We start from the raw sequence: 22,964 nt of genomic DNA on the forward strand, positions 1-22,964 counted from the left end.
GTTCTACAGCATCTGCTTTATGCCTACCATGTCATTAACTACTTCAATCTCCATGGCAAATCTGGAGAATCCGGCGAAGGAGTTTTCAAGGATACGCCTGTTCGGTTCCTTCGGATGGATCGGGTCGGGTTTCCTGATCAGCGCCCTGGGTATTGAAGCTTATTCAACGCCATTCCTCATCGGTGCGGGAGTTTCACTGATGGCCGGCCTGTACGCCCTCGTGTTACCTTATAGTGCCCCTGTGAAAACGGAAGGAAAGATGACTGTCGGTCGGATACTCGGATTTGATGCGTTTAAACTGACAAAAGACCGTTCATTTCTTGTTTTACTCGTCTTTTCAGCGTTAATTTGCATTCCGCTGGCATTCTATGATTCGTTTACCAATCTTTTCATTACCGATATAGGAATTAAGAATGCCGCTGCTGCCATGAGCATGGGGCAGATCGCGGAAGTGATCTTTCTGTTTTCGTTCCCGTTCTTTTTCCTGAAGTTGAAATACAAGGGAAGTATCACCGCAGCTATTGTGGCATGGGTACTGATGTACGGTTTTTTTGCGTTGGGAGCACGGACGGGCGAAACCGGTTTCATTTATGCCGTGCTGCCACTCCATGGATTTTGCTTTACATTCTTCTTCGTGGCAGGCCAGTTGTTTGTAGACGAAAAAGCGCCCCTTTCATTACGGAATTCTGCCCAGGGACTGATCGCCTTTGCTACTTATGGCGTAGGGAAATATTTCGGAACATTGATTGCAGGAAATGTAGTGCACCATTATACGATGGAGGAACTCTACAATTGGGAATTGATATGGATGATTCCCTTTATCATGGCAGTTGTTTTACTGATTGGCTTTCTGCTACTTTTCCGGGAGAACCTGAAAAAAGAAACAATTTGAACAAACTTCATACATATATCAGATATTATGCGAAAAAGAAAACTTAAAATGGGTATGGTCGGTGGTGGGAGCGATGCCTTTATAGGGGCCATCCACCGTCGCGCGGCTTTCATGGACAACCGGATTGAACTGGTCTGCGGTTGTTTTAGTGTGGATCCTGAAATATCAAGAAGTTCCGGTAGGGAATATTTTGTTTCCGATGAGCGGATTTATGACAACTACCATGAAATGTTTGCACGCGAGATGGCGTTGCCTGAAGAGGAACGGATGGATTTTGTGACCATCGTAACTCCCAACAAATGGCATTTTGAGCCGGCCATGATGGCGCTGGAGAGGGGGATTCATGTGGTACTCGACAAACCGATCACTTTCTCTCTTGATGAGGCGAAAGAACTTCGGCGGAAAGTGGAAGAAACCGGCCTGGTGCTGGCACTCACACATGTCTATTCGGGATATCCCGCCGTGAAAGAGGCGAAAGCCCGGATTGCCAACGGTGAGCTGGGTAAACTTCGCAAGGTGTACGTGGAATATACCCAGGGATGGCTGTCGCAACGTATTGAACTGCAGGGTGGCAACAATGCCGGATGGAGGACTAATCCCAAGACTACGGGGAAAGCGGGATGCATGGGCGATATCGGCACGCATGCCTGGCACCTGGCGGAATATGTGACGGGACTCAAAGTCACGGAAGTGTGCGCAGATCTTCAGACTTATGTGGAGGGGCGGCCCGTGGATGATGACGGTGCTTCGTTATTGCGCCTGGAAAACGGTGTGACCGGCGTGTTAATGGCCACCCAGATCGCAACGGGAGAGGCGAATAATATCCGTATCCGTGTGTATGGCGATAAAGGCGGACTGGAATGGAGGCAGATGGATCCGAACCGGTTGATTCTGAGATGGAGTGATAAGCCTGCACAGGAATTGTATATGGGGAATAACGAATTCCTGAGCGATCTCGCCAAATGGAATACAAGGGTACCTGCTGGGCACCCGGAAGGTTTTATAGAGGCCTTTGCCAATATCTACAGGAATTTTGCCCTTACCGTGATGGCCAAAAGGAACGGGGAAACACCCGACGGACTCATTACCGATTTTCCTTCCGTGTATGACGGGGTGAGGGGAATGCAATTCGTGGAGACCATGGTAGAGGCCGGCAAGAAGAATGATACAAAATGGTTTAAATGGATTGATTAAATGTAATTTTTGTCAAAAAAACACATTTTACAGACTCATTTTTTTTAGTAGAATAAAATTTCGTACTTTTATAGGCTATTAGAGATAATATATAGATAAAAGCTATAGCTTGAAACTTTTTATCATAAACTACAATGTCGAAGCGTGTTAGAAGGGAACGGAGAACAGCAAAAAAACTGCATCAGCGCAAAGGATTTTTCCTCACCATCGGTATATTCATTGGAATTGTTTTTGTGGCTGCCCTGTATCAGACATCGGTCTATTTTTCCACGAATGAATCATGTATGATGTGCCATGTGCATCCCCATGCTGAAGAGAGTTGGATGCTGTCGGTGCATGTGAACAATTCAAGCGGGGTGATGGTGAACTGTGTGGATTGCCATCTTCCGCCCAAAGACGACACATGGGCGCATTATACCGCCAAACTATCATTGGGTGTACGCGACGTGTGGGGACACCTTACCAAGGATCCCGAAGAGATCGACTGGGAAAGAAAATCGGAGTTGGAACATGCCGTAAAATATATTCCCAACGAATCGTGTGTGAAATGTCACCAGAACCTTTTTCCGCAGGGGGTCAGCGATGAGGCTATCACGGCGCACCTTTATTATGAAGAGAATGCGGAGAAACTCGATCTGCAATGTATCAGTTGCCACCTGGATGCAGGCCATTATAATCCGAATTACTCACATGGACAGATGGCGGGTATTCCCGGACAGGGAGGTGCTGCGGCAGTAGATACAAGTTTGTTCTACAAAGCGCCGGCGGAAGTTGTCGGTTTCACCAATTATACGGAACAGGTGCCCGGTACGGCCGTTTCGTTCGGGATGATCGCCATTCCGGGAGGAACTTTCAAGATGGGAAGTCCTGAGAAAGAGCCTTTCCGTAACCCCGATGAATCGCCCCAACATGAAGTTTCGTTGGATCCTTTCTTTATGGCTGAAGTGGAGACCACATGGGATATGTACTGGGCATTCTATGCCGAGACGATGAGTGAGGGCCGTACCCCGCCTGAAACGGTGTATTCAAACAATTTGAACGCAATGGGGGTAGATGCCATATCGGGTCCCACACCGCCGTTTGGATATCCCGACCAGGGGTGGGGGCAGGGTGACCGCCCGGCCATTACAATGACCCATTATGCTGCCGAAATATTCTGCCAGTGGCTCTCGGAGAAGACAGGCAAGAAATACCGCCTGCCCACCGAGGCTGAATGGGAATATGCCGCGCGTGGAGGCACCGATACACCTTATTTCTTCCCCGGAAGCCCCAAAGATTTTTCAGAACAGGGATTTATGCGGAATGTCTTTAAGCCGAAGACCGAAGGAATTGTCCCGTATGTAATCTATACTAAAAATAGTGACGGTCGTACGCAACCACCCTCGGAAGTGATGTCCAATCCGTTTGGATTAAAGAATATGTTGGGAAATGTGTTGGAATATACATCCGATAAATATGATCCGGAAGCTTACGCCAAGCGGTCGGGAGTTACCCACAACCCACGTGTAACCGAAGGTGACGACTGGGTGGTACGTGGAGGACTCTATTCGTCTGATGCGTCCGATGTGCGCAGTGCGAGCCGTAGCCATACCCGGCATGATGCGTGGTTGAAAACGGACCCCCAACAGCCGAAAAGTATCTGGTGGTATTCCGATATAAAAGGAATCGGATTCCGGGTGGTATGTGAGCCCGGTTCTTAATGGTTAAGTTAAGCTTAAGTGGCTCAGTGATTTGAACAAATAAACTATATATAAATTAAAACAAATCAAAGTAATGAAGAAAGAGAACAATCTAACCAGAAGATCATTTCTGAAAACCTCTGCTGTGGCAGGAGCCGTGGGAGTGATCGGTACCGGTTCCGCAGGATTTCTAACATCTTGTGGTGGTGGAGCAGAGAAAAAAAATGGCACTGCACCCTTAAAAGAAGCCGGTAATTATTATATTCCCGAACTTCCTGATCTGGCTGCCGACGGGAAAGAGATTAAAGCCGGTGTCGTTGGTTGTGGTGGACGTGGCTCGGGTGCAGCCTTCAACTTCCTGAATGCAGCCAATGGCGTAACTATCGTCGCTTTGGGTGATGTTTTTCAGGACAGGGTAGACGAACTGGCGGGGAAGTTGAAGAATGAAAAAAATATCGATATCCCGACAGATAAGCGATTCATTGGGCTGGATGCCTATAAGCAGGTGATTGATAGTGATATCGATGTACTGATTGATTGTACGCCTCCTTTCTTCCGTGCGGAACATTTCAAATATGCCGTAGAAAAAAATAAACATAGCTTTCTGGAAAAACCAATCTGCGTGGATGCTGCCGGTTACCGTACCGTTGTAGCTGCCGCCAGACAGGCACAGGCCAAAAAACTGTCTGTTGTGACCGGTACGCAACGTCACCATCAGCGTGCTTATGTGGAATCCTATAAGCAGATCATGAATGGTGCTATTGGTGAAATTACCGGAGGAACCGTCTACTGGAACCAAAGCATGCTGTGGTATCGCGACCGTCAACCGCAATGGAATGATTTCGAATATATGGTACGTGACTGGGTGAACTGGAAATGGCTGTCGGGCGACCATATCGTGGAACAGCATGTGCATAATATTGACGTGTTTACCTGGTTTACAGGATTGAAACCTGTAAGTGCCGTGGGATTCGGATCCCGTCAGCGTCGTGTTACGGGTGACCAGTATGATAATTTCAGTATCGACTTCACTATGGAGAACGGTATTCACATGCACAGCATGTGCCGCCAGATCGACGGTTGTGCCAACAATGTGAGTGAGTTTATCCAGGGAACAAAAGGTTCATGGACGACCAATGGTGGTCATGTAATCAAAGATCTTGCCGGTAACGTGATCTGGCAATTTGATGGAGAGGCTGAAAAGGCTAATTTCCAACAAACCGACCCCTATACATTGGAGCATGTGAACCTGATCAATTGTATCCGCAGCAATAAACCCATAGAGCAGGCATCTGAAACAGCCGTTTCGAATATGGCAGGTATCATGGGACGTGAAGCCGCCTATACGGGACAGGAAGTAACATGGGATGCCATGACTGCTTCCCAGCTCGATTATACTCCTGCCGACCTGAATATCGGTAAAATGGATATGTCCGGATTTACAGTGCCTGTACCGGGAAGTGGAAAATAAAAATTACAATTATGACACTCGACAGGAGAAGATTTATACAAACAACTCTCGTCGGCTCTGCTGCTATGGTCTTAGGTGGGTGTACCTCTTCGGCCAAGGCAGACAGTAAGGATGATAACTCCGGCCGCAAGAGTAAGGCGAAACTGAATCTCTCTTTTCAGGAAGGGATTCCTCCCGGAGATACCCTGAATGAAAAGTTCGATTTCATGGAAGAGCACGGCGTAGTGGGGTTTGAACCTCACGGCAAACCGATGCTCGAGCGGTTACAGGAGATGAAAGATGCCCTGAAAGGACGGGATATCAAAGTGAGTGCCATCTGTGCCGGCTTTGACGGTTTTATCCTCTCTACCGACCCGGAGATCCGCAAGCAATGCCGCGACACGATGGAAGCATTGATCATTGGTGCCGGTGAACTCCAATCGGTGGGGGTGATCATTGTGCCTGCATTCAATAATCAGGTTCCTGTAATGCCTCATACCCAGGAGACGCGTGATTTCCTCTGTGAGCAGTTCGATGAAATGGGTACTTTTGCCCATCAACACGGGACGACCGTTATCTTTGAACCATTGAACCGTAAGGAGGCATTCTATCTCCGCCAGGTGGCCGATGCCGCTTCCATCTGCCGTGACATCAATAATTCCGGTGTGAAATGTATGGGCGACTTCTGGCACATGACTTGGGAAGAGAACTGTGATATGGGAGCTTTCCTATCCGCGGGGGAGCATCTGCAGCACGTGCATATAGCTAGCCGCAAGCGGCGTAGCATGCCCGGCGAAGATGGAGAGGCAGACAACTACAGAAACGGTTTCAAGGGGCTCAAGATGATGGGCTATGACAAGTATGTCAGTTTTGAATGCGGGGCGCAGGGTGATCGTAACATAGTGGTGCCCGCAGCGCTCGATTTGCTGCGTAAGCAGTGGGAGGAAGCGTGAAATTCCTCTCGTCATACAATGCTACAATTGTGCTGTTGCTGATCTATGCTATTGGATTGGCAACAGCTACTTTTGTCGAGAAATGGATGGGTACGCAGGCGGCCAAGATGCTCATCTATTATTCACCCTTATTTCTTTTCCTGCAGTTCCTGATGGTGGTGAATTTTCTTTTAATCCTTTTCCGCCGCCATTTTATCCAAAGAAAAAAGTGGCCCATGGTGATCATCCATTGCGCGCTGGTAGTTATCCTCCTGGGTGCGATGACCACTCACCTCTTCGGTAAAGAGGGACAGGTGCATATCCGTGAAGGTGAAAAGACAAATCGGATGGTGATGCATACTTCCAAAGGTATCAAGACGGAGACTTTGCCTTTTATGCTGGAACTCAAAGAGTTCAGATTGATCCGCTACCCCGGCTCACAAAGCCCCTCTTCGTATGAAAGCAATCTGTTGGTGTATGTCGATGGGGAGGTGAACGAGGCTAAAGTGTTTATGAATAATGTGCTGGATGTAAAAGGATATCGATTTTTTCAGGCATCCTACGACCATGATGAGATGGGCACTCTCCTCTCGGTAAACAGGGACGTGGCCGGGCGTACTATTACCTATATGGGATATCTTATGCTGTTGGCAGGTTTTATGCTGATGTTTTTTATGCCCGATTCCCGCTTCCGTAAACTCCAACAACAATTAAAGGAAGCCAGAAAAGGTACGTTGGTGTTTGTCTTTCTGATGATCGCCACGTTGGGTTATTCGCAAGTTGTACAGCAAAACAAGATACCGCAGGAACATGCGGCCAAGTTTGGAGCACTGCCCGTGCAATTTCGTGGGCGGGTGATGCCCATGAATACCTTTTCCTCTGAAATTCTTCGCAAAGTACACAAAGAACAGACATTTGAAGATCTTACTTCCGACCAGTTCCTGCTAGCTCTTCTTGCCATACCCCGGATGTGGATGCAGGTGCCTTTTATTGCTCAGCCCGATAAGGAGATAGCAGCACGACATCATTTGCCCGAAGAGTATGTACCTTACTATTATTTTTTCGATGAGCAGGGTAATTACAGATTGCTGTCACAATTACAGGAAATCTACCATCGTCCGGCAGACAAGAGGACTTCTTCAGAGAAAAACCTGATTAAACTTGATGAACGGGTAAATATTCTTTATCAGTTGTTTAACCATACCATGCCTGGAATTTATCCCGATCCAAGTGATCCTACTCATACATGGTATGCGCCCGGTGATGATCTTTCCCTCTTTTCTGAAGCCGATTCTATTTTTATTACAAAGTTGTTCGATTACTATCTCACCGAAGTGAGACAAGCATTGGGTAGCGGAGATTGGAGCAATGCAGATAAAGCTTTGAGCCGGATTGAGAAATATCAGTTGGATAATGATAAAGCTTCTTTGATCCATCCCAAAAAATTGCAGGCAGAGTGCTGTTATAACCGGCTGGATCTGTTTAACCGGGTGAAGGTCGGTTATTTTATCTGTGGCGGGTTGTTGCTTGTTGTTGCTTTGACACAATCATTCCGTGAAAAGCGATGGAAGCGTTATACGGCAATCGTGTTTACCGTTTGCATCTTGTTGTTGTTCCTCTGCCATATAGCCGGGATGGGAATGCGATGGTATATATCCGGTTATGCACCCTGGAGCAATTCCTATGAAACCATGGTCTATGTATCGTGGGCTACAGTATTGGCCGGATTGATCTTCGGGCGGAAAAATACCCTTATACGTGCGCTTGCTTCCCTTTTCGGAGGAGTTATCCTTTTTGTGGCTACCCTCAATTGGATGGATCCCCAGATCAATACACTCGTGCCGGTATTGAAATCACCCTGGTTGATGTTTCACGTAGCTGTGATTGTGGGCGCTTATGGATTTTTTGGTATCAGTTTTTTACTGGGAATCACCAATCTTTCGATCATGGCTTTTGCGGGAAATAATCCCGAGGTCTCCAAAAACAATCTCTCCATGGCTTCAGGGAAAGGGAGTTCACAGTTAGTGTATCGAATAAAAGAATTGAGTATCATCAATAATATGTCGTTGCTGGTGGGATTAGTATTGATGACCGTTGGCACGTTCTTGGGAGCCATTTGGGCGAACGAGTCATGGGGACGGTATTGGGGATGGGATCCCAAAGAAACGTGGGCGCTGATTTCCATCGTGGTGTATACCATCGTGACACATCTGCATTTAGTGAAAAAATGGAGTAATCCGTGGCTTTTTAACCTACTCTCGGTATTCGCTTTTGCATCGGTACTGATGACTTTCCTGGGTGTGAACTATTTCCTCAGCGGTATGCACTCCTATGGACAGACTGAAGGTATCTCTTCCGTTTTCTTTTATATCGGAATTGGTTTTATACTTCTTGCCGTATTGGGAATCCTTGCAAGGTTTGAGAAAGTGGACAAGTGGTTAAGTGATTGACCTGTTAAGAGGAAAAGTGCTATGGATGAGACAATGAGTATTAAAAACCTATTTTTCTCTATTTTGACATTCCCGTTCCGCACGGCCTCTATCCGCAGACGGTGCAAGGGTATGGATAATCCTGTATTCCAGAGTTGTATCTTTTTGCACAAATGTTTGTATCTGGAGGAAGAGCTGTTCATTTTTTCGCCTCAGCCGGCGCGAATAAACGACAGATTGTTCATTGAACCCTTTTTGAGAGAGCGAGTCCGCCAAAGTAAAAGCCTGTTCTCTCAAGTGAATTTCAACCATGCATCCTTTCGTGCATTCAGCTCCCCCACCGCATGCTATTAGAGAGGAAGGCCACCGTATCACTTTGTTTACCTGTCTTGTCTTATTGGCATATTATTCACATCACCAAATTATCACATCAATTCCTCCGTTTCTCCCGCCAAATCTGCCATGAGTTTACCAGGTTCTGCCAGATTACATACATGCCGGGACCTACTGCGGCGAGTGGATTCAGGTAGGTTTGTGTGAGCCAGATAGCGAGGATTGTATTTTTCTGTCCCAGGCTTTGTCCCCCGGCAATGGTTTGTCCGAAACGGCTTCCGATCTTTCTGCCGAAGTAAAACTGCAACAGGCAGATTACCAGTGAAACGGCAGCTAAGATGATTTCTAACCGGTAATGACCGTTCCCTTGCAGTTGTACATAGTTAGTGACATTGCCGATTACGATGGTCAGGGCAATCGCCCAAAGATAGAATGAGATGATTTGTGCCGATTGTACTTTCCTGTGTACTGTCGGAGCTGTTTTTCTCAACAGTAATGCTAACAGAAACGGCAGAATGAGTATGGGCATGACACTACGGAAGATATGCCAGAAGGATGTGGTCATGGAAACAGTCTCTGCACTTTTCCCGATAAGGGAAAGGAAAACCGGAGCGAGAAGCGCTACGGAGAGGTTACTGATCAGGGCATAAGCAGCCGTTACTGCGATGCTACCTCCCAATATTCCCGTCACCACGGGAGCAGAAGTAGCGGTGGCCGTCAGCATGCAGACCATCGCCGCTTGTGCGAGGGTCTCGTTGAATGGGCGGAGTGCCAGATAAATCAATGCACTCCCTCCATATTGGATGGAAAGCAGGATATAATGAAATTTGGTAGGGCGAATGTCACTCCATCTTACCCGGCAATAGGTGATAAAGAGCATCGCCGCGAGCAGGTAGGGGATGGCAGGAGAAAGTACCGATAATTGCCTGTGAAACGAAATACCCAAAACCATCGCGATGAGGAGCAGGTATTTCTCTATGTATTGACGCATATATTTTTAATTTTTACTTTTCTCCTCGCACAATCAATCGTATCAACTGGCTGATTGGCGGTCAATTGTAATAGTTCCCGGGATTGGTGGAGGTGTCTGATTTCCGAAGCATATCCTTGAAGTAGATATCGGTCATCCACTGTTTTCCGTTGAATACCCAATCGGAGATGAACCGTTCGATTTCCGGGAGGAATTCCTGCATGGGATATTCCGACACGTCGTGACCTATATCTTCCATACTATAGAACAGATAGGGGTATTGATTTTCCCTGAATCTCTTCACCAACGGCTTTGAGCCGAACATCCCCAGTTTGAAGAATCGGGTTTTGTTGTAGGGAACCAACTTGTCTGCACTGCCGTGGAAGAAGAGGGTGGGGGCAGGTGGTTGATCATAAGAAGGGAGTCCCTCGGTGCTGAAAATGGCACCTGCGAAGGAGATAACTCCTGCGTAACGGAAATCTCTCGGTAACACGTCTGCAGAAGGACGGTTATCTCTGCTCTCATAGTCGGCCTGTAATACGGTAATAGCGCCTGCACTCGATCCGCTGATAATGATCTTCGTTGGGTCGATATGTAACTCCTCCGCATTTTGCAATAACCAATTGGTAGCTGAATAAAGATCTTCCACTGCTAAGCTAATAGCGTTCCGTATCGGTTTTGTATTGAGTATGCCGGGTGCTTTCTGGTCTTTCATTCCCAGACGATAATCGATAGAAACTACGGTGAACCCTCTTTCAGCGAAGTAGCTGAAGAAACGATGGTAGAGTTCCGCATCCCGGGTGCCGTTCTTGAATCCGCCACCAAAAACAAACACCAAGCAGGGTTGTGGTTGCAGCGACACCGAATCGCTTTTATAAATATCCAATTTCAGTTCCTGCTCATCTTTTTCCACAAAGAGGTGCGTTTCTTTCTGTACCGTCTGACCGAAGAGGGTCACAGACAAAAAAAACAGGGTTATGGGAATCAGTATTTTTTTAGTCATAGTATTTTTTATTGAACTGTCTATTGTCAATTATCAATGAAATCCGTGACCAGCTTCAGTACTTCTGCTTTTGCCTGGTCATAGTCATCATTGTGGATGATAACGTCGAACTGTGGGGCGAAGCTCATTTCGTATTCCGCTTTTGCCAGTCGGTTTTCGATTACCGCAGGTGCGTCTGTGGCTCTCTTTTCGAGCCGTTTGCGAAGTGCCTCTACCGACGGGGGCATTACGAAAACAGTCAGGGCGCGGTTGCCATATACTTTCTTTATGTTTAACCCTCCAATACAGTCCACATCAAAGACCACGTTTATCCCTTCGGCAAGAATACGGTCTACTTCACGTTTTAATGTGCCATAGAATTTGTCTTTATAGACCTCTTCATATTCCAGAAACTCGTTATTGGCAATACGGCGGCGGAATTCTTCCGGTGTGAGGAAGTAGTATTCAATTCCGTCTTTCTCTTCCCCCCGGGGTTTACGGCTGGTAGCCGAGATAGAGAAGCGGATATTCAGTTCCTGTGATAGTAAATACCTTATTAATGTGGATTTGCCCGCACCTGAGGGCGCTGAAAATATAATCAGTTTGGCCATTATCATTCCGTTTTCCGGTAGCGTCAGTCATAGCCTTACCGGTAGTTATAAAACATTTAAAATTTGTTCTTTCATTTGTTCGAGTTCATCTTTCATTTGTACCACGATCCGTTGCATACCCGATTGGTTGGATTTTGATCCCAGGGTATTGATTTCACGGCCGATCTCCTGTGCGATGAAGCCGAGTTTTTTCCCTTGGGGTTCATTTTCTTTTAGCGTGGCGGTAAAATAATCGAGATGATGAGCCAGACGGTTTTTTTCTTCATTCACATCCAACTTCTCAATATAATAGATTATCTCCTGCTCAAAGCGGTTTTTATCGTAATCGATCCCTTCCAGGGTATTCAATCCTTCACGGATACGGGTCTTCACCTTTTCTATTCTCTCTTCCTCAAAAGGTTCCACAGCTACTAACAAGGAGTGGATATTGGCAATCTTGGTAGATAATACCTGTGCCAGCATTTCGCCTTCCTGTCTGCGGAAAGCGACGGTATCGTCTACAGCGCGATTTACTGCTTCTTGAATAATGTTCCACTCTTCGTCACTCAGTTCTTCCTGTTCCTGTCTCATCACATCCGGAAGCCGTAGCAGCACTGAAAACCACTCCTGTGGAGCAGGGATATTCAATTCAGCGGCCAGATCTCCGATTTCCTGATGATATTGGCATAATACGTTATGGTCGATCTTCGATGTCACATCTTTGGCAATCACCTCCACATTCATGGAGAGATCTATCTTGCCGCGTACCAGACGGCGGGCAAGCGAATTTCGTAACAAAATCTCCCTTTCGCGGTATGCAGAAGGGAGGCGGGTAAACAGGTCGAATTGTTTGCTGTTTAAAGATTTTATTTCGATTGTTATTTTTTTATTGGGAAGTTCTGCAACGGCTTTGCCGTATCCCGTCATTGAATATATCATCTTGTTGGTTATCTTTTACGCATTTTCTATTTTTTTCTTTTTGAACTCTTCTTCTTTCAGACGACGATCGATCTTGTCTTGTGCATCAGCCAGTTTGAGGAGTTTGCGCATTTCCACCAGATTCGAAATAAGAAGTATAATACAGGCTACAGTCGCCAGATATTGAATGGTACCGGGGGCAAATGTTTCTATTGTGAGAATGGTTGCCAATATCAGCCGCACTTCTGTTGGTCCAAAAATGCCGGAATCAATGGAGTATTGCCCGGTAATCTTATAGCGTAACTGGGCAGTGACCATCTCCCATCCGTACATTACGACGAAGAAGAAACCTGCATATAACCATGCGCTATTGATATAGTCCACATGATTTATATAAATCATGAAGCCCAGCCCGATAAGGATTGTGCCGATCCAGTCTACCGTTATATCCAGGGAGAAGCCATACCATTTGCGGGGCTTATTCCGGTAATAGGCCAACCGGCCGTCAAGAGAGTCTCCTACCCAATTGACGATAAAACCCAAAAGGCAGAGCAGTAACCAGTAACGGTTCACGAAAGCGGCCAGTATAAAACTGGAAGCAACCATAATATTTCCTAAAAAGCCAATAAGGGTGAGTCCGTCGGAAGATATCCACGAAGGGACTTTTTGTACCAGATAGGCTATCGTTTTCTGTTCTGACTCACGAAGTATATTTGTTCGCTGGCGACCGGTAGCAATTAACCGGAGTGACTTTGCCATCTCTTTTTTATTCTCGTTCATGACTTTTAATTTTAATCTCTTCCGTACTTCATGCAAATGTAGTCAATAAATTTAATGTTACGAATTTGTGATGTGATTTTTTAATGGATAAAAAAGACCGTTCCTTTTTGGGACGGTCTTTTTTATTCAGACGGTCAAACTGTTATTGTTCGTTACCTTCCGTTTCATCGGTAGGAACGATCAATTTATACCCTTTGCCGTGGATATTGATAATTTCAATATTGGGTTCGGGTTTCAGTAACTTACGCAATTTGGTGATATAGACATCCATACTACGAGCATTGAAGTAGGTGTCTTCTTCCCAAATCTGTTTAAGGGCATGATTACGTTCCAGGATATCGTTGGCATGGGCACAAAGCAGTGAAAGCAATTCTGATTCTTTGGTGGTCAGTTTTGTCTGGGTATCACCAATGGTAAGGATTTGCTTTTGGGTGTCGAATGTCATTGTACCGAAGCTATAAACCTGTTGCTCTTTACTTTTTTTGCCTTTCACACGGCGGATGATGGCTTCGATACGAAGCACCAGTTCCTCCATACTGAATGGTTTGGTGATGTAGTCGTCGGCACCGGCTTTAAACCCTTCCAGCACATCTTCTTTCATGTTCTTTGCTGTCAGGAATATGACCGGTATTTCCGTATTGATGGTCCTTATTTCTTTCACGAGTGTTACCCCGTCTTTCTTTGGCATCATTACATCCACAATGCAAAGATCATACTTTGTCTTTACGAATCCTTTGAATCCGGCTTCCCCATCAGGGAACAAGATCGGTGTCAAACCCTTTTGCCTGGAGATATTCTCTCAGCAACATGCCAAGATTCTCATCATCTTCGCATAAAAAAATTTTTAACTTCTCTTCCATATCATTTTTGTGTTATTACGGGTAAACTTATTATAAATTTGGTTCCTTTTCCTAATTCACTATCGGCACGGATTGTGCCGTTCATATCAGTCACAATTTTCTTCACATATGCCAGTCCCAACCCAAAGCCCTTTACATCGTGGCGGTTGCCGGTGGGCACACGGTAAAATCGTTCAAATACCTTTTTTGCATCCTCCTTTCTCATTCCAATTCCATTATCCTCAATACTGATGATGATTTTATTACCTTCGTTCCGTGTACGGATCATCAGTTCAGGAGGAACGTCATTTTTTTTGTATTTCAGTGCATTGTCGAGAATATTGAAAATTACATTGGTGAAATGCATCTCGTCCACATTGATGGTCGATTCCTCCGCCTGAAGATCAATATCGAGGGTACCTCCTAACTTTTCTACTTTCAACGCATGGGTATTGGCTACACTTACCACCAGGTCGTTTGCATCTATCTCTTTCATCTTGAGCGTAGCCCGCTGTTTATCGAAAAGCGACATCTGCAATACTTTCTCTACCTGAAAACTGAGCCTTTTGGTCTCGTCGTGTATTACCCCTGTGACATGCCTGAATACTTCGGGTGATTTTAATATCGACTCATCCTTCAGCATCTGTGATGCCAACGAAATGGTAGAGACCGGAGTTTTCAGCTCATGCGTCATGTTATTAATAAAATCGTTTTTCATTTCAGACAAACGCTTTTGCCTGAAGAGTGATACCACCGTGAATATAAACGTTATCAACAGGATAACAGTAAATATAAGCGACGGGATAAAGAAAGAAAGTTCTCCATACACGTAATCCCTCCTTGTGGGGAAATATACTTTCAATTTGTTTAATTTTGCCGGTGGATCCATCGGAAACAAAATCTGAGTGTAGATTGCATCTTTCTGTTTAGTGGAAAACCCCGGTGATGAATAAACCACTTTATTGTTGTAATCTACAACCTGAAAACTGAACGGCACATTCAACCCATTGTATGCCAATTGGTAGCGGATAGACTGTTCTATCTTGTTGAAATCTACCCTTTTTTCAATCGGTTCGTCACTGGCTCGACTCATTATCTTAAAAATAACCTCGTCGAGTAGATAACGTTCATGCAGATAGCGTTTTGACAACGACTGTTGCATATCGTACTGGGTGCGAGAGATGGTGCTGGAACCCGGATTAGGGGATAAAAACACGCTCTCTCTCTGGTGTTGAGGACGCAGTGATTGCTCCGTTCTGTCCAGTTTAATTATTGTTTCACTTCCATCGGGATGAGTAATAGTCGTGCTACTTTGTTCGCTGGTGATGCTCTGTGAAATTTGCGATCTGTTGTACTGTGAATACCTGTTTTCAGATTCAATCATATCCTGTTCCAGATATCTTCTTGTCTGAACCTGTTCCAGTTCTCTCATTACATTATACAGACTCCTGTTTACCTGTTCATCGAATTGTTGGGTACGGATATCCAGGGTGGTCCTCATATATCTTACCTGCAGGAACAGTAATGCAAAAAACGCAGTAACCATCACGATAGCAAGCAGCCAGATAGTTGATTTTTTCATACACTTCTTTACTTACCTCCGTTTTAGTGATAATCTTATTTCAAAGATCGTCTTCTTCGATTATTAATTTAACAAATTAACCTCTTTTTTGTTTAACACTTGTCCTTAAAATTAAAAAAAAACGTAAGGCACTCTTATTTACAACATAAATTAATAAAATAAGGATGATTATCTTTTCTTTTTAGGATTTATTTAACTTCTTTGTGCCCGGAACTCCGAAATCATTGAATCCCCAAATCAATATTCCTCCATATTGAAGCGCAGGCTTATTCCCGCACTTGTGGTAGAGGTGGCATAGGACCCTGACGATACAAGTGGGCGATTCACCATTTTATCGAAGAAGGCGCGTAAGGTGATAGCCCTGCTTACGGAATAATCGGCCGAAAAACTGATGGTCGTAGTTCTTATTCCGCTTGTGGCCTGTGTGAATTCCTCTTCGATTTTTCTGATCAGTGCATGGGTAGTTTTTCGGGAGATATCAAGGCGGAGGTTCAGGTCATTGCTGAATATAGACGTTTTTTCCGGTTGCATATCACCTTCGATTCTGTTCTCGGAAGGAGGTCGGCGTTTTTTCTGTGCTGAATTTGATCCAAAGCCGATAATACGGTTAAAGTTAGTGATACGATATCCCAATCCGGTCACAATATCGAGGTCATTGGTTTCCACAATCTGGAAGGAAGCGATATTCAGGTTCAACGCCCTGCTTTTATTGATCCTCAGATGGATGCCGAGGTTGTTGTCCCATACTCCCCGTGCTTCTATCAATGGATTGAAACTCTCTTGGATACTTGCAGAGGATATATTGAACACTGTAGAGGGGATGGGGGCGCCGGAAACCGCATCGCGTACATATCCCAGATCGCTCCCGTCACCAAGAGATACCCAGCTCATATAAGACTCGAACGAGCCAACCCTGTACTGGGATAGGTATTGATGCGTAAGGGTGAACGACTGCATATAGTCACCCAGTGGGGGGAACAATTTCATCAGGTTATAGGATATAAGCCAATTAGGTAATAGTGAAGAGATATCCGGAAATGGGGTAAGTTTTATTGAATTGGGATCTTTACCTGTATATGCAGCCAAAAAGGCGGGGATAAGGACATCGGCCGAGTTAAGTGCTATATCACCGTTATTGCTGTCGAAAGGTTTTCCCTCAAAGCCGCTCCCTGCCAGAAATCCCTGATCCGGATACTTGCTATTGCTATATCGGTCCCTTGTGCGTGATGCAATGATCTCCCTATTTTTGAGAAACTTTTCAAAGGTACGTGAATGGTAGTTATTGCCAGCATTAGAGGTCTCAAATGCAGAGGAGAGGGATTGCACGGTCATGGCAAAGCTGCCCCCCTGTTTTTTGGGCATATCGTCATATATATATTGAATTTCGGTGCGGTGATTTTTTTCATACAATGCATTGAGGTCTATTTTAAGTCCGGGCAGTGGTTCTAAGGAGGCATCGAGTCGCAGGTTCCGGGTTTCGTTATAAATGGCCGGAGTGATGTTATTCTCGTTCAACACCAATTGGTTGTCGGCTTTAAGTTTTTCAATGAACTTTTCACCACCATTGAGACCGAAAGCGAATTTCCAGCCGGGTTGTAGCCCCCCGGGTGAATGATACTGCCCGAAAAAGTCGCCGATCATTCCTTCGAAACCGGGGATGTCATTACGCGATTTATATGACCAGTTGATATTGATACTCTTCAGCATCATCAGCGTTTGGGCTGCATACCGGGCGATATCCGGACCGGCGTCCTTTTCCCGGGATGGCCTATCGGTTTGTCTGTTATTTATCTCCCGCAGAAATGGAAATTTATTATAAAGTAATATAAGATTGAGCCGGTTGTTCAGCGTGAATGAGAGGTCGTTCTGTAGGTAATTCCCTATCTTTTCATCTGCTATCACTGCTCCTCGTTCCCATCGGTAGCGGGAATGATATGCCGCATTGGATCCAATCCAATCCAGTTGCGCAATATAGGCGAATGGGAGGGTATAGGTCACATCCGCTGTTTGGGTATAGTTCAATGGTTTTCCCAGTTCACGGATACTTTGCATCACTGAATCTTTCCATATCTCGTAATCGCTTCTGTTGAGTTTTTTGTTCACTTGGAGGTAAGGTTCCTCGATTTCAGCGACAGTACCTGAGTGAAAAGCCGTTTTGAGGTTGCGTGTCAGATCCCAGGTGATGGAAAAGTCGCGGTTCCAGAAGAAATTACGGCTGAACGACAGATATTTTTGTTCCGCCTGGGTAGTTCCTTCGGAGTGGGCATTCAGGTCTCGCAACTGTACTTCTTCATAATTACGCATCAGATCGGAACTGAGCCGGATATTATTGGGTAAATAGTTAAAACTCAATATCTGGGGAGGGTTTGGCTTTCGGGAGGTACTGCCGGATTTTTTAAATGGCTCCCAACTTTTTATTTGTGGTGAATAATCGTAGTTCGCCTGCAACTTGAAATCTTTCGTTGTTGCATATTCGGTATCGGGACTACGGTGTTGGCTCTCACTCCTGGCATAGGTGAAGCTGAAATTGGCGGGATCATAGGGCATCGGATTCTTACTCTTGATATCCATTTTTACATTGCTAAAACTGAGGCTCACATCTTTGATACGGGTGGTGGCGATTCGCCGTATGGAGTCGTGCAGGAGTGGATTTGCTGCGTGCTCCAAGGATTCCGACAGGAGGAGGTCCTGATTGAAAGGATCGTACATTGGTGTAGAGAGTTGATTGGAATAGGAAAAATAGAATGGAGCCGATAATTTGATCTGCTTGGGAATGAAACGACCTATCTCCATGTTTAATGACAGTTGCACTGATGTGTAATCGTCGTCGCGGCGCTGTTGTAGGCTTTGGTTGAGTGCGCCGAATCCGGCTGTCTCTTTCCGGCCGGAAAAGCTAACCGTACCGAGGTCGGAAAGTGCCAGTTGCACATTTCCCTGGGTCGCCCAGCCTCCTTTCTCATTGAATTCACTGAGACGCAATTCATTGACCCATATTTCTGCCGATTGGAGATGGTTGGAATTATTCTTGATGCCGATTATCAATACTTTCACTTCGGCAAGGGACGGATTTCCGGTAATAGTAATCCGGTTCTCCTGCTTTTCCGGATCGGGGCGCGTGTAAGGAAGGAAGTAGGAGACATCCTCACTCTGTTGTTTTCTGGCATTACGTTCTAATTTCAGGTTAGTGAGCAGTGAAAGCGGAAAATCGAACATATTATTTCCCGGCCATACCTTTTCCTGATCGGTTGGGTTGTGGACGCTGTATTGTCCCTCGGGGGTAAGATGTAACGGAATTTCATATTCGTAGAAGTTATTCCTGTAGTCTGATCCTATCCGCAGGAAGATAGAGAGGTCACCATCCTGTAGCGTGCCCGGATCTTCCGGCAACCGTTCCGCATGAACGAACATTTGCAGACGTTTATAGCGACGCATGTCGTACATACCGTTTTTATATACCGCACGGCTGTCGTCCGGATCCAGATCGGCCACTTTCAGTGAGAGCGACTGTTCATTTTCCTGACGCAATTGGGGCTGACCGGGATCCATGATACGTGTGACGCCCGGTGGAAGGATATAATTTACCGGTGTGCGACGTCCATTTTCTTCAATATTGACCGTCGAAATGTCGAGGCTCCCCGATCCGGAAATCGCCCCACCTGCGGCAAGGTCGTTGCGGTAGGTCCGCCATTCGCTACGTTTCAGTTCCAGTGTGGCAAAACGCAGGAATTGGGGTTCTTCGAAGCCGGTGAGGAACATCCGCATAAAACGAATATTATTAAATCCTTCTATATTGCCTGTTTTCTCCTGATACTCCCGGATAGGGACCTTAAACTGGTACCAGGTGACTTTTCCGTCATTGCCATTGCGTAAGCGAACACTCGATTCACGTTTGTCTACAATGAAATTGGAGCCTACTTCCATTGCTTTGGGACGGAGTGATATCTTATATTGGTAATAAGACTCATTTTCATTGAGCGTATTGTCGTTGTCGATATCTTCGATATCAGGTGTAGCCCGTGATGCGGTTGAATAAGATTTGGCATCCTCCGGCGAGAGTGAATTGCCCTCTGTGCCATTAAAGTATTTATACCGGTCAAGGATACTCATTTGCCGCCTGTCCTGCTCTATTCCCCGGTAATGCCGGAAACTGTCTCCCGCTGGGTCATTCAATGGTGAATGGTTATCTTGCTGCATCTGCGAAAGGGTCTCACCCGGCAGTCGGTTTTGTAATTCATCCAGATAATTCTTATAGGCGGGATATACTTTCTCTTCTTCGCTGCTCAATCCGTTCAGACCTACATCCTGCAGTCTGCGCGATTCATCACCTCGGGAGTTGTCGAAAGCATAGACGGTGGACTGGCGCTTGGGATATTTTCCCCATACCGAATAGCCGATGGCAGTAGTGTCTCCATCGACAGGTAGTCCGTTCTCGAAGAACTTTTTGCCGTCTTTCAGCACATCTTCTGATATTTCGCCGAGGTTAAAATAGAGGTCTCCGCCACGAGAAGTCCCCAGCGTGTCATTCACGAAAGGATCCATCAACCAGAATTCAATGTATTCGATATTAGCCGCTTCAAAATCGCGGACATCCATTTTGCGGGTGATACCGCCCCAACGATCCCGAGGATTCAGCAGCTTTCCTTGGCTGTCTATATTGGTGTCAAGGTTGTAAGGACCCCGTTCATCAGGATAATAGGAGATATTGAGCACGGGGATGGTGGCTGGTTGGGCAAATTGGGCCTTTCTGCCGGGAAAGATTTCCCGCTCATAAATCTCCCGTACACGATGGTCGGAGAGTTGTTCCCGGTCGTTCTTGATATGGGCGGGAGTGAGATTTGAATTTCGGTGGGTGAACATACCGTCGATATGGAACCACGCCAGTTGTGCGCGATTTTTACCATATTCGATGTTATTAGAAAGGGCGGCTTCGGGAAACATTGCCGTGGCATAGCTGCTATAAGGTGTGGCGGCAAGCGACCATCCGTAAGGCGAGCGAAGATCAATCCCTGAGGCAGATGATTCGAAGTCGTCGAGATAAGAATATCCTCCGGTATATTTATTTTTATAATGTCCTGCGACCATATGGGCGAATTCTATCCTTGCCGAGAGATGTGAAGGGACCGTAGCTTCCACGAACGGTAGCATGTCGATGAGATTAGTCAGTGTAATGGACTCTTTCTTATAATCCAGGTTGATTCCCCATAAAGTATTCTTTGCTGACTCTTCACCGAAAACCGTTTTAGTAATGAGCGGTTTTTCGTAGTAGTGCATCAATGTGGTACCGATAGAAAAATCTTTTGAGAAGTTGTAGAGGAGATTCACACCCATCAATGTCTTTCGCTGCATTTGTGATACCAGGCGGTTTTCGAGAGTGACACTCACCGGAGTGGCAGCGTCGAGGATCGACCGATTGATGATACGTACCGTACCGGAGAGGTAGTCCACGGTATAATCCACTCCCTCGGTGAGGGTGACACCACCGGCTGTCACCCTCACCGAACCGCGGGGGACATTCATCGCATTTAGGTTGATCTCATTACCCGATGTACCCCTGTATTCCCCATTCATCCTGAATTTGTTTTTTTCCGCCACCTGCCGTGCTACGGTTAGTGTGGAGTCATACAGTTCCTGATAGACGAACCTGTCTGCCAGGGCATCATTGCCGATCTTTTCCCTTAGGTGAGAACCGAATGGTTCTGTCACCGGGAAAATGATTCGTCCATTTTCCCGGTCTATAGTATAACCGTCGAGGAAATCGAAGATACCGTCAGGGTAGGGGTCATTGCGTCCGTTGAGCCTGTCGAGATTCATTATCTGCAATAACAATTTATTTTCAATACCACTATTAGGAAGATAGTTCAGGTAAACCCCCGTTGTGTCACTTTGATAGGTGATTTGAAGTTTGAAATGGTCACGCTGCAAATCATAAGCGCTGTAACCCACGGAGTAGATGTTTTTCATCATCAGATCCCATGTGTAGGCGCGGGGAGAGAGTGAAACGGGTTTCAGCATTTTTAAGAAGAGCGCACCTCCTCCCACATTATCTGAAAATTCTCCCACTTGATATACGTTGCCATTTGCAGTATATTCAAAGGCGACAGCCAGTACTTCATCGGCCTGAAGCGGCATTTGAAGTGATATATATCCTAACTGTGGCTGGAATTTATACTCTGACGGATTGAGTAAACGTGCGTTTTCGAGTTTTTCATAATCTACACCCCGGATGATATTGTCCGGCAGAATATTGTCGGTAGCGGTGATATTCCTGGCGCCGGCATAAGCAGTGACAAGTTGTTCATACATCGAATTGGCACGGTTATCGGGATGTTCCTCACTTCCTTGCGTTACCCAGAAAGGATTGTGGATAGTATTGTGTTCTCCCATATCGGCGAATGCCACCAGATTTCTCACCTGGTCATAATTGCCCTGTTTGTTGGTGACCCATACCTCCATCCGGGTGATGGATCCGGGTGATTGCACATAAGGGAGTTTACTGACAGCATGGTCGTATGATTCACGAAAATAGTATCCCAGGAAGAAGTGGCGATTTTCATCATATTGGTCGGCATTGAATTCGAATGGTGTGGTCTGTACACCTCCACGGCTGTTTACCGTTTGTGTTTCCGATTGTTGTTGGGAAAAGAGTGTGTTTACCTGTAGTTTGCCGAACTGCAGGTCTGCTTTTATCCCGAAGAGTGCTGTCCCGCCGTTGATCAAAGAATTGGTGGTAGTCATGCTCACATTCCCCGCCTCGATATTCCGGATGATTTCATCTTCATCACCCCGGTAGGCCAGTTTGATCTGCCGGGCCTCCATATCGAAGGTGGCATCACTGTCGTAGTTGATATTGAAATTGACTTTATCCCCCACTTTCGCATTCATATTGAGTTGTATCTGCTGGTCAAAATCAAACCGATTGCGTATGCGTGCCCGTTGCGGCAGGGTAGGATTATCGGTGACATCCCTTTTCATTCCCGCCGAGACTTCTAATGAGCCTTGTGTGGTGAGTTTAATCCCTCCCGGACCAAAAATGGAAGTCCCCTGGTTATTTTTTTTGCGTTGCCGCGAAAGTGGTGTGGGGCGGACAGGAAAGACAGCATTACCGCCTGAAGCGTTACGCTCCCTGAAATGATTTGTTTGCATTTGCTTCAGGCGATATACCATGTATTCTTCAGGTGTCATGCTGATAGAGGTGCCAATCACTGTGGCACCGATCAGTCGTTCAAAGATGTAGAGATTGGTCTGATGGTCATACCGTACCACCGTCTGTACCGTTGGAGGGTCTTGTAAATGAGGCGGTATTATATTACCGGCTCGGGAACTGTCGGGAGGAAGCTGGGAGGCGGCGCACATGGAACCGCACGCGCATAATAAAATGAGCATGTAGGTTCTTT

13 protein-coding genes and 1 pseudogene are annotated in these 22,964 nt (G+C 46.0%); 6 read left to right on the forward strand and 8 right to left on the reverse strand.

Annotation, left to right across the window (positions count from 1 at the left end):
• The 6 genes from B4G81_RS00015 to ccsA form a co-directional block, all read left to right on the forward strand.
• Positions 1 to 892 (forward strand): MFS transporter (locus tag B4G81_RS00015; protein ID WP_294078661.1); only part of this gene is annotated, 892 nt, incomplete at its 5' end.
• Between the two features lie 27 nt (positions 893 to 919).
• Positions 920 to 2,086 (forward strand): Gfo/Idh/MocA family protein, encoded by a 1,167-nt coding sequence (locus B4G81_RS00020; RefSeq protein ID WP_294078665.1) that lies wholly within the window; start codon positions 920 to 922, stop codon positions 2,084 to 2,086.
• Between the two features lie 134 nt (positions 2,087 to 2,220).
• Positions 2,221 to 3,786, forward strand: a complete 1,566-nt coding sequence (locus B4G81_RS00025; protein WP_294078667.1) for an SUMF1/EgtB/PvdO family nonheme iron enzyme — start codon at positions 2,221 to 2,223, stop codon at positions 3,784 to 3,786.
• Positions 3,787 to 3,859: 73 nt separating this feature from the next.
• On the forward strand, positions 3,860 to 5,236 hold the full coding sequence (locus B4G81_RS00030; protein WP_294078670.1) for a Gfo/Idh/MocA family oxidoreductase: 1,377 nt from the start codon (positions 3,860 to 3,862) through the stop codon (positions 5,234 to 5,236).
• 11 nt (positions 5,237 to 5,247) lie between these two features.
• Entirely contained in the window at positions 5,248 to 6,168 is a 921-nt protein-coding gene (locus tag B4G81_RS00035; RefSeq protein ID WP_294078673.1) for a TIM barrel protein, read from the forward strand.
• A complete protein-coding gene (gene ccsA / locus B4G81_RS00040; protein ID WP_294078675.1) occupies positions 6,153 to 8,597 on the forward strand; it encodes a cytochrome c biogenesis protein CcsA in 2,445 nt (814 codons plus the stop codon). Before B4G81_RS00035 ends, ccsA begins: the two co-directional genes overlap by 16 nt.
• Before the next feature lie 409 nt (positions 8,598 to 9,006).
• Here ccsA and B4G81_RS00045 read toward each other — a convergent pair whose 3' ends face one another.
• The 8 genes and pseudogenes from B4G81_RS00045 to sprA form a co-directional block, all read right to left on the reverse strand.
• Positions 9,007 to 9,900: a transporter gene (locus tag B4G81_RS00045; protein ID WP_294078677.1), complete on the reverse strand. Its 894-nt coding sequence runs from the start codon at positions 9,898 to 9,900 to the stop codon at positions 9,007 to 9,009.
• A 61-nt stretch (positions 9,901 to 9,961) separates the two neighbouring features.
• On the reverse strand, positions 9,962 to 10,882 hold the full coding sequence (locus tag B4G81_RS00050; RefSeq protein ID WP_294078680.1) for an alpha/beta hydrolase: 921 nt from the start codon (positions 10,880 to 10,882) through the stop codon (positions 9,962 to 9,964).
• Between the two features lie 26 nt (positions 10,883 to 10,908).
• Entirely contained in the window at positions 10,909 to 11,472 is a 564-nt protein-coding gene (gmk, locus tag B4G81_RS00055; RefSeq protein WP_294078683.1) for a guanylate kinase, read from the reverse strand.
• A gap of 45 nt (positions 11,473 to 11,517) precedes the next feature.
• A complete protein-coding gene (locus B4G81_RS00060) occupies positions 11,518 to 12,390 on the reverse strand; it encodes a YicC/YloC family endoribonuclease (RefSeq protein ID WP_294078685.1) in 873 nt (290 codons plus the stop codon).
• Between the two features lie 15 nt (positions 12,391 to 12,405).
• Positions 12,406 to 13,149 (reverse strand): CDP-alcohol phosphatidyltransferase family protein, encoded by a 744-nt coding sequence (locus B4G81_RS00065; RefSeq protein ID WP_294078687.1) that lies wholly within the window; start codon positions 13,147 to 13,149, stop codon positions 12,406 to 12,408.
• 142 nt (positions 13,150 to 13,291) lie between these two features.
• A pseudogene (locus B4G81_RS00070) lies at positions 13,292 to 14,009 on the reverse strand (response regulator transcription factor).
• A gap of 1 nt (position 14,010) precedes the next feature.
• Complete coding sequence (locus B4G81_RS00075; RefSeq protein WP_294078689.1) at positions 14,011 to 15,570, reverse strand: sensor histidine kinase; 1,560 nt, start codon at positions 15,568 to 15,570, stop codon at positions 14,011 to 14,013.
• Positions 15,571 to 15,807: 237 nt separating this feature from the next.
• Positions 15,808 to 22,953 (reverse strand): cell surface protein SprA, encoded by a 7,146-nt coding sequence (gene sprA, locus B4G81_RS00080; protein WP_294078692.1) that lies wholly within the window; start codon positions 22,951 to 22,953, stop codon positions 15,808 to 15,810.
• Between the last annotated feature and the right edge of the window lie 11 nt (positions 22,954 to 22,964).

Source organism: Proteiniphilum sp. UBA5384, assembly GCF_002410825.1.
In the GTDB taxonomy this organism is placed as follows: Bacteria; Bacteroidota; Bacteroidia; order Bacteroidales; family Dysgonomonadaceae; genus Proteiniphilum.

Coding starts and splice junctions, on each gene's coding strand:
- B4G81_RS00020 (WP_294078665.1), top strand. CDS start 920: ATGCGAAAAAGAAAACTTAAAATGGGTATGGTCGGTGGTGGGAGCGAT.
- B4G81_RS00025 (WP_294078667.1), top strand. CDS start 2,221: ATGTCGAAGCGTGTTAGAAGGGAACGGAGAACAGCAAAAAAACTGCAT.
- B4G81_RS00030 (WP_294078670.1), top strand. CDS start 3,860: ATGAAGAAAGAGAACAATCTAACCAGAAGATCATTTCTGAAAACCTCT.
- B4G81_RS00035 (WP_294078673.1), top strand. CDS start 5,248: ATGACACTCGACAGGAGAAGATTTATACAAACAACTCTCGTCGGCTCT.
- B4G81_RS00045 (WP_294078677.1), bottom strand. CDS start 9,900: ATGCGTCAATACATAGAGAAATACCTGCTCCTCATCGCGATGGTTTTG.
- B4G81_RS00050 (WP_294078680.1), bottom strand. CDS start 10,882: ATGACTAAAAAAATACTGATTCCCATAACCCTGTTTTTTTTGTCTGTG.
- gmk (WP_294078683.1), bottom strand. CDS start 11,472: ATGGCCAAACTGATTATATTTTCAGCGCCCTCAGGTGCGGGCAAATCC.
- B4G81_RS00060 (WP_294078685.1), bottom strand. CDS start 12,390: ATGATATATTCAATGACGGGATACGGCAAAGCCGTTGCAGAACTTCCC.
- B4G81_RS00065 (WP_294078687.1), bottom strand. CDS start 13,149: ATGAACGAGAATAAAAAAGAGATGGCAAAGTCACTCCGGTTAATTGCT.
- B4G81_RS00075 (WP_294078689.1), bottom strand. CDS start 15,570: ATGAAAAAATCAACTATCTGGCTGCTTGCTATCGTGATGGTTACTGCG.
- sprA (WP_294078692.1), bottom strand. CDS start 22,953: ATGCTCATTTTATTATGCGCGTGCGGTTCCATGTGCGCCGCCTCCCAG.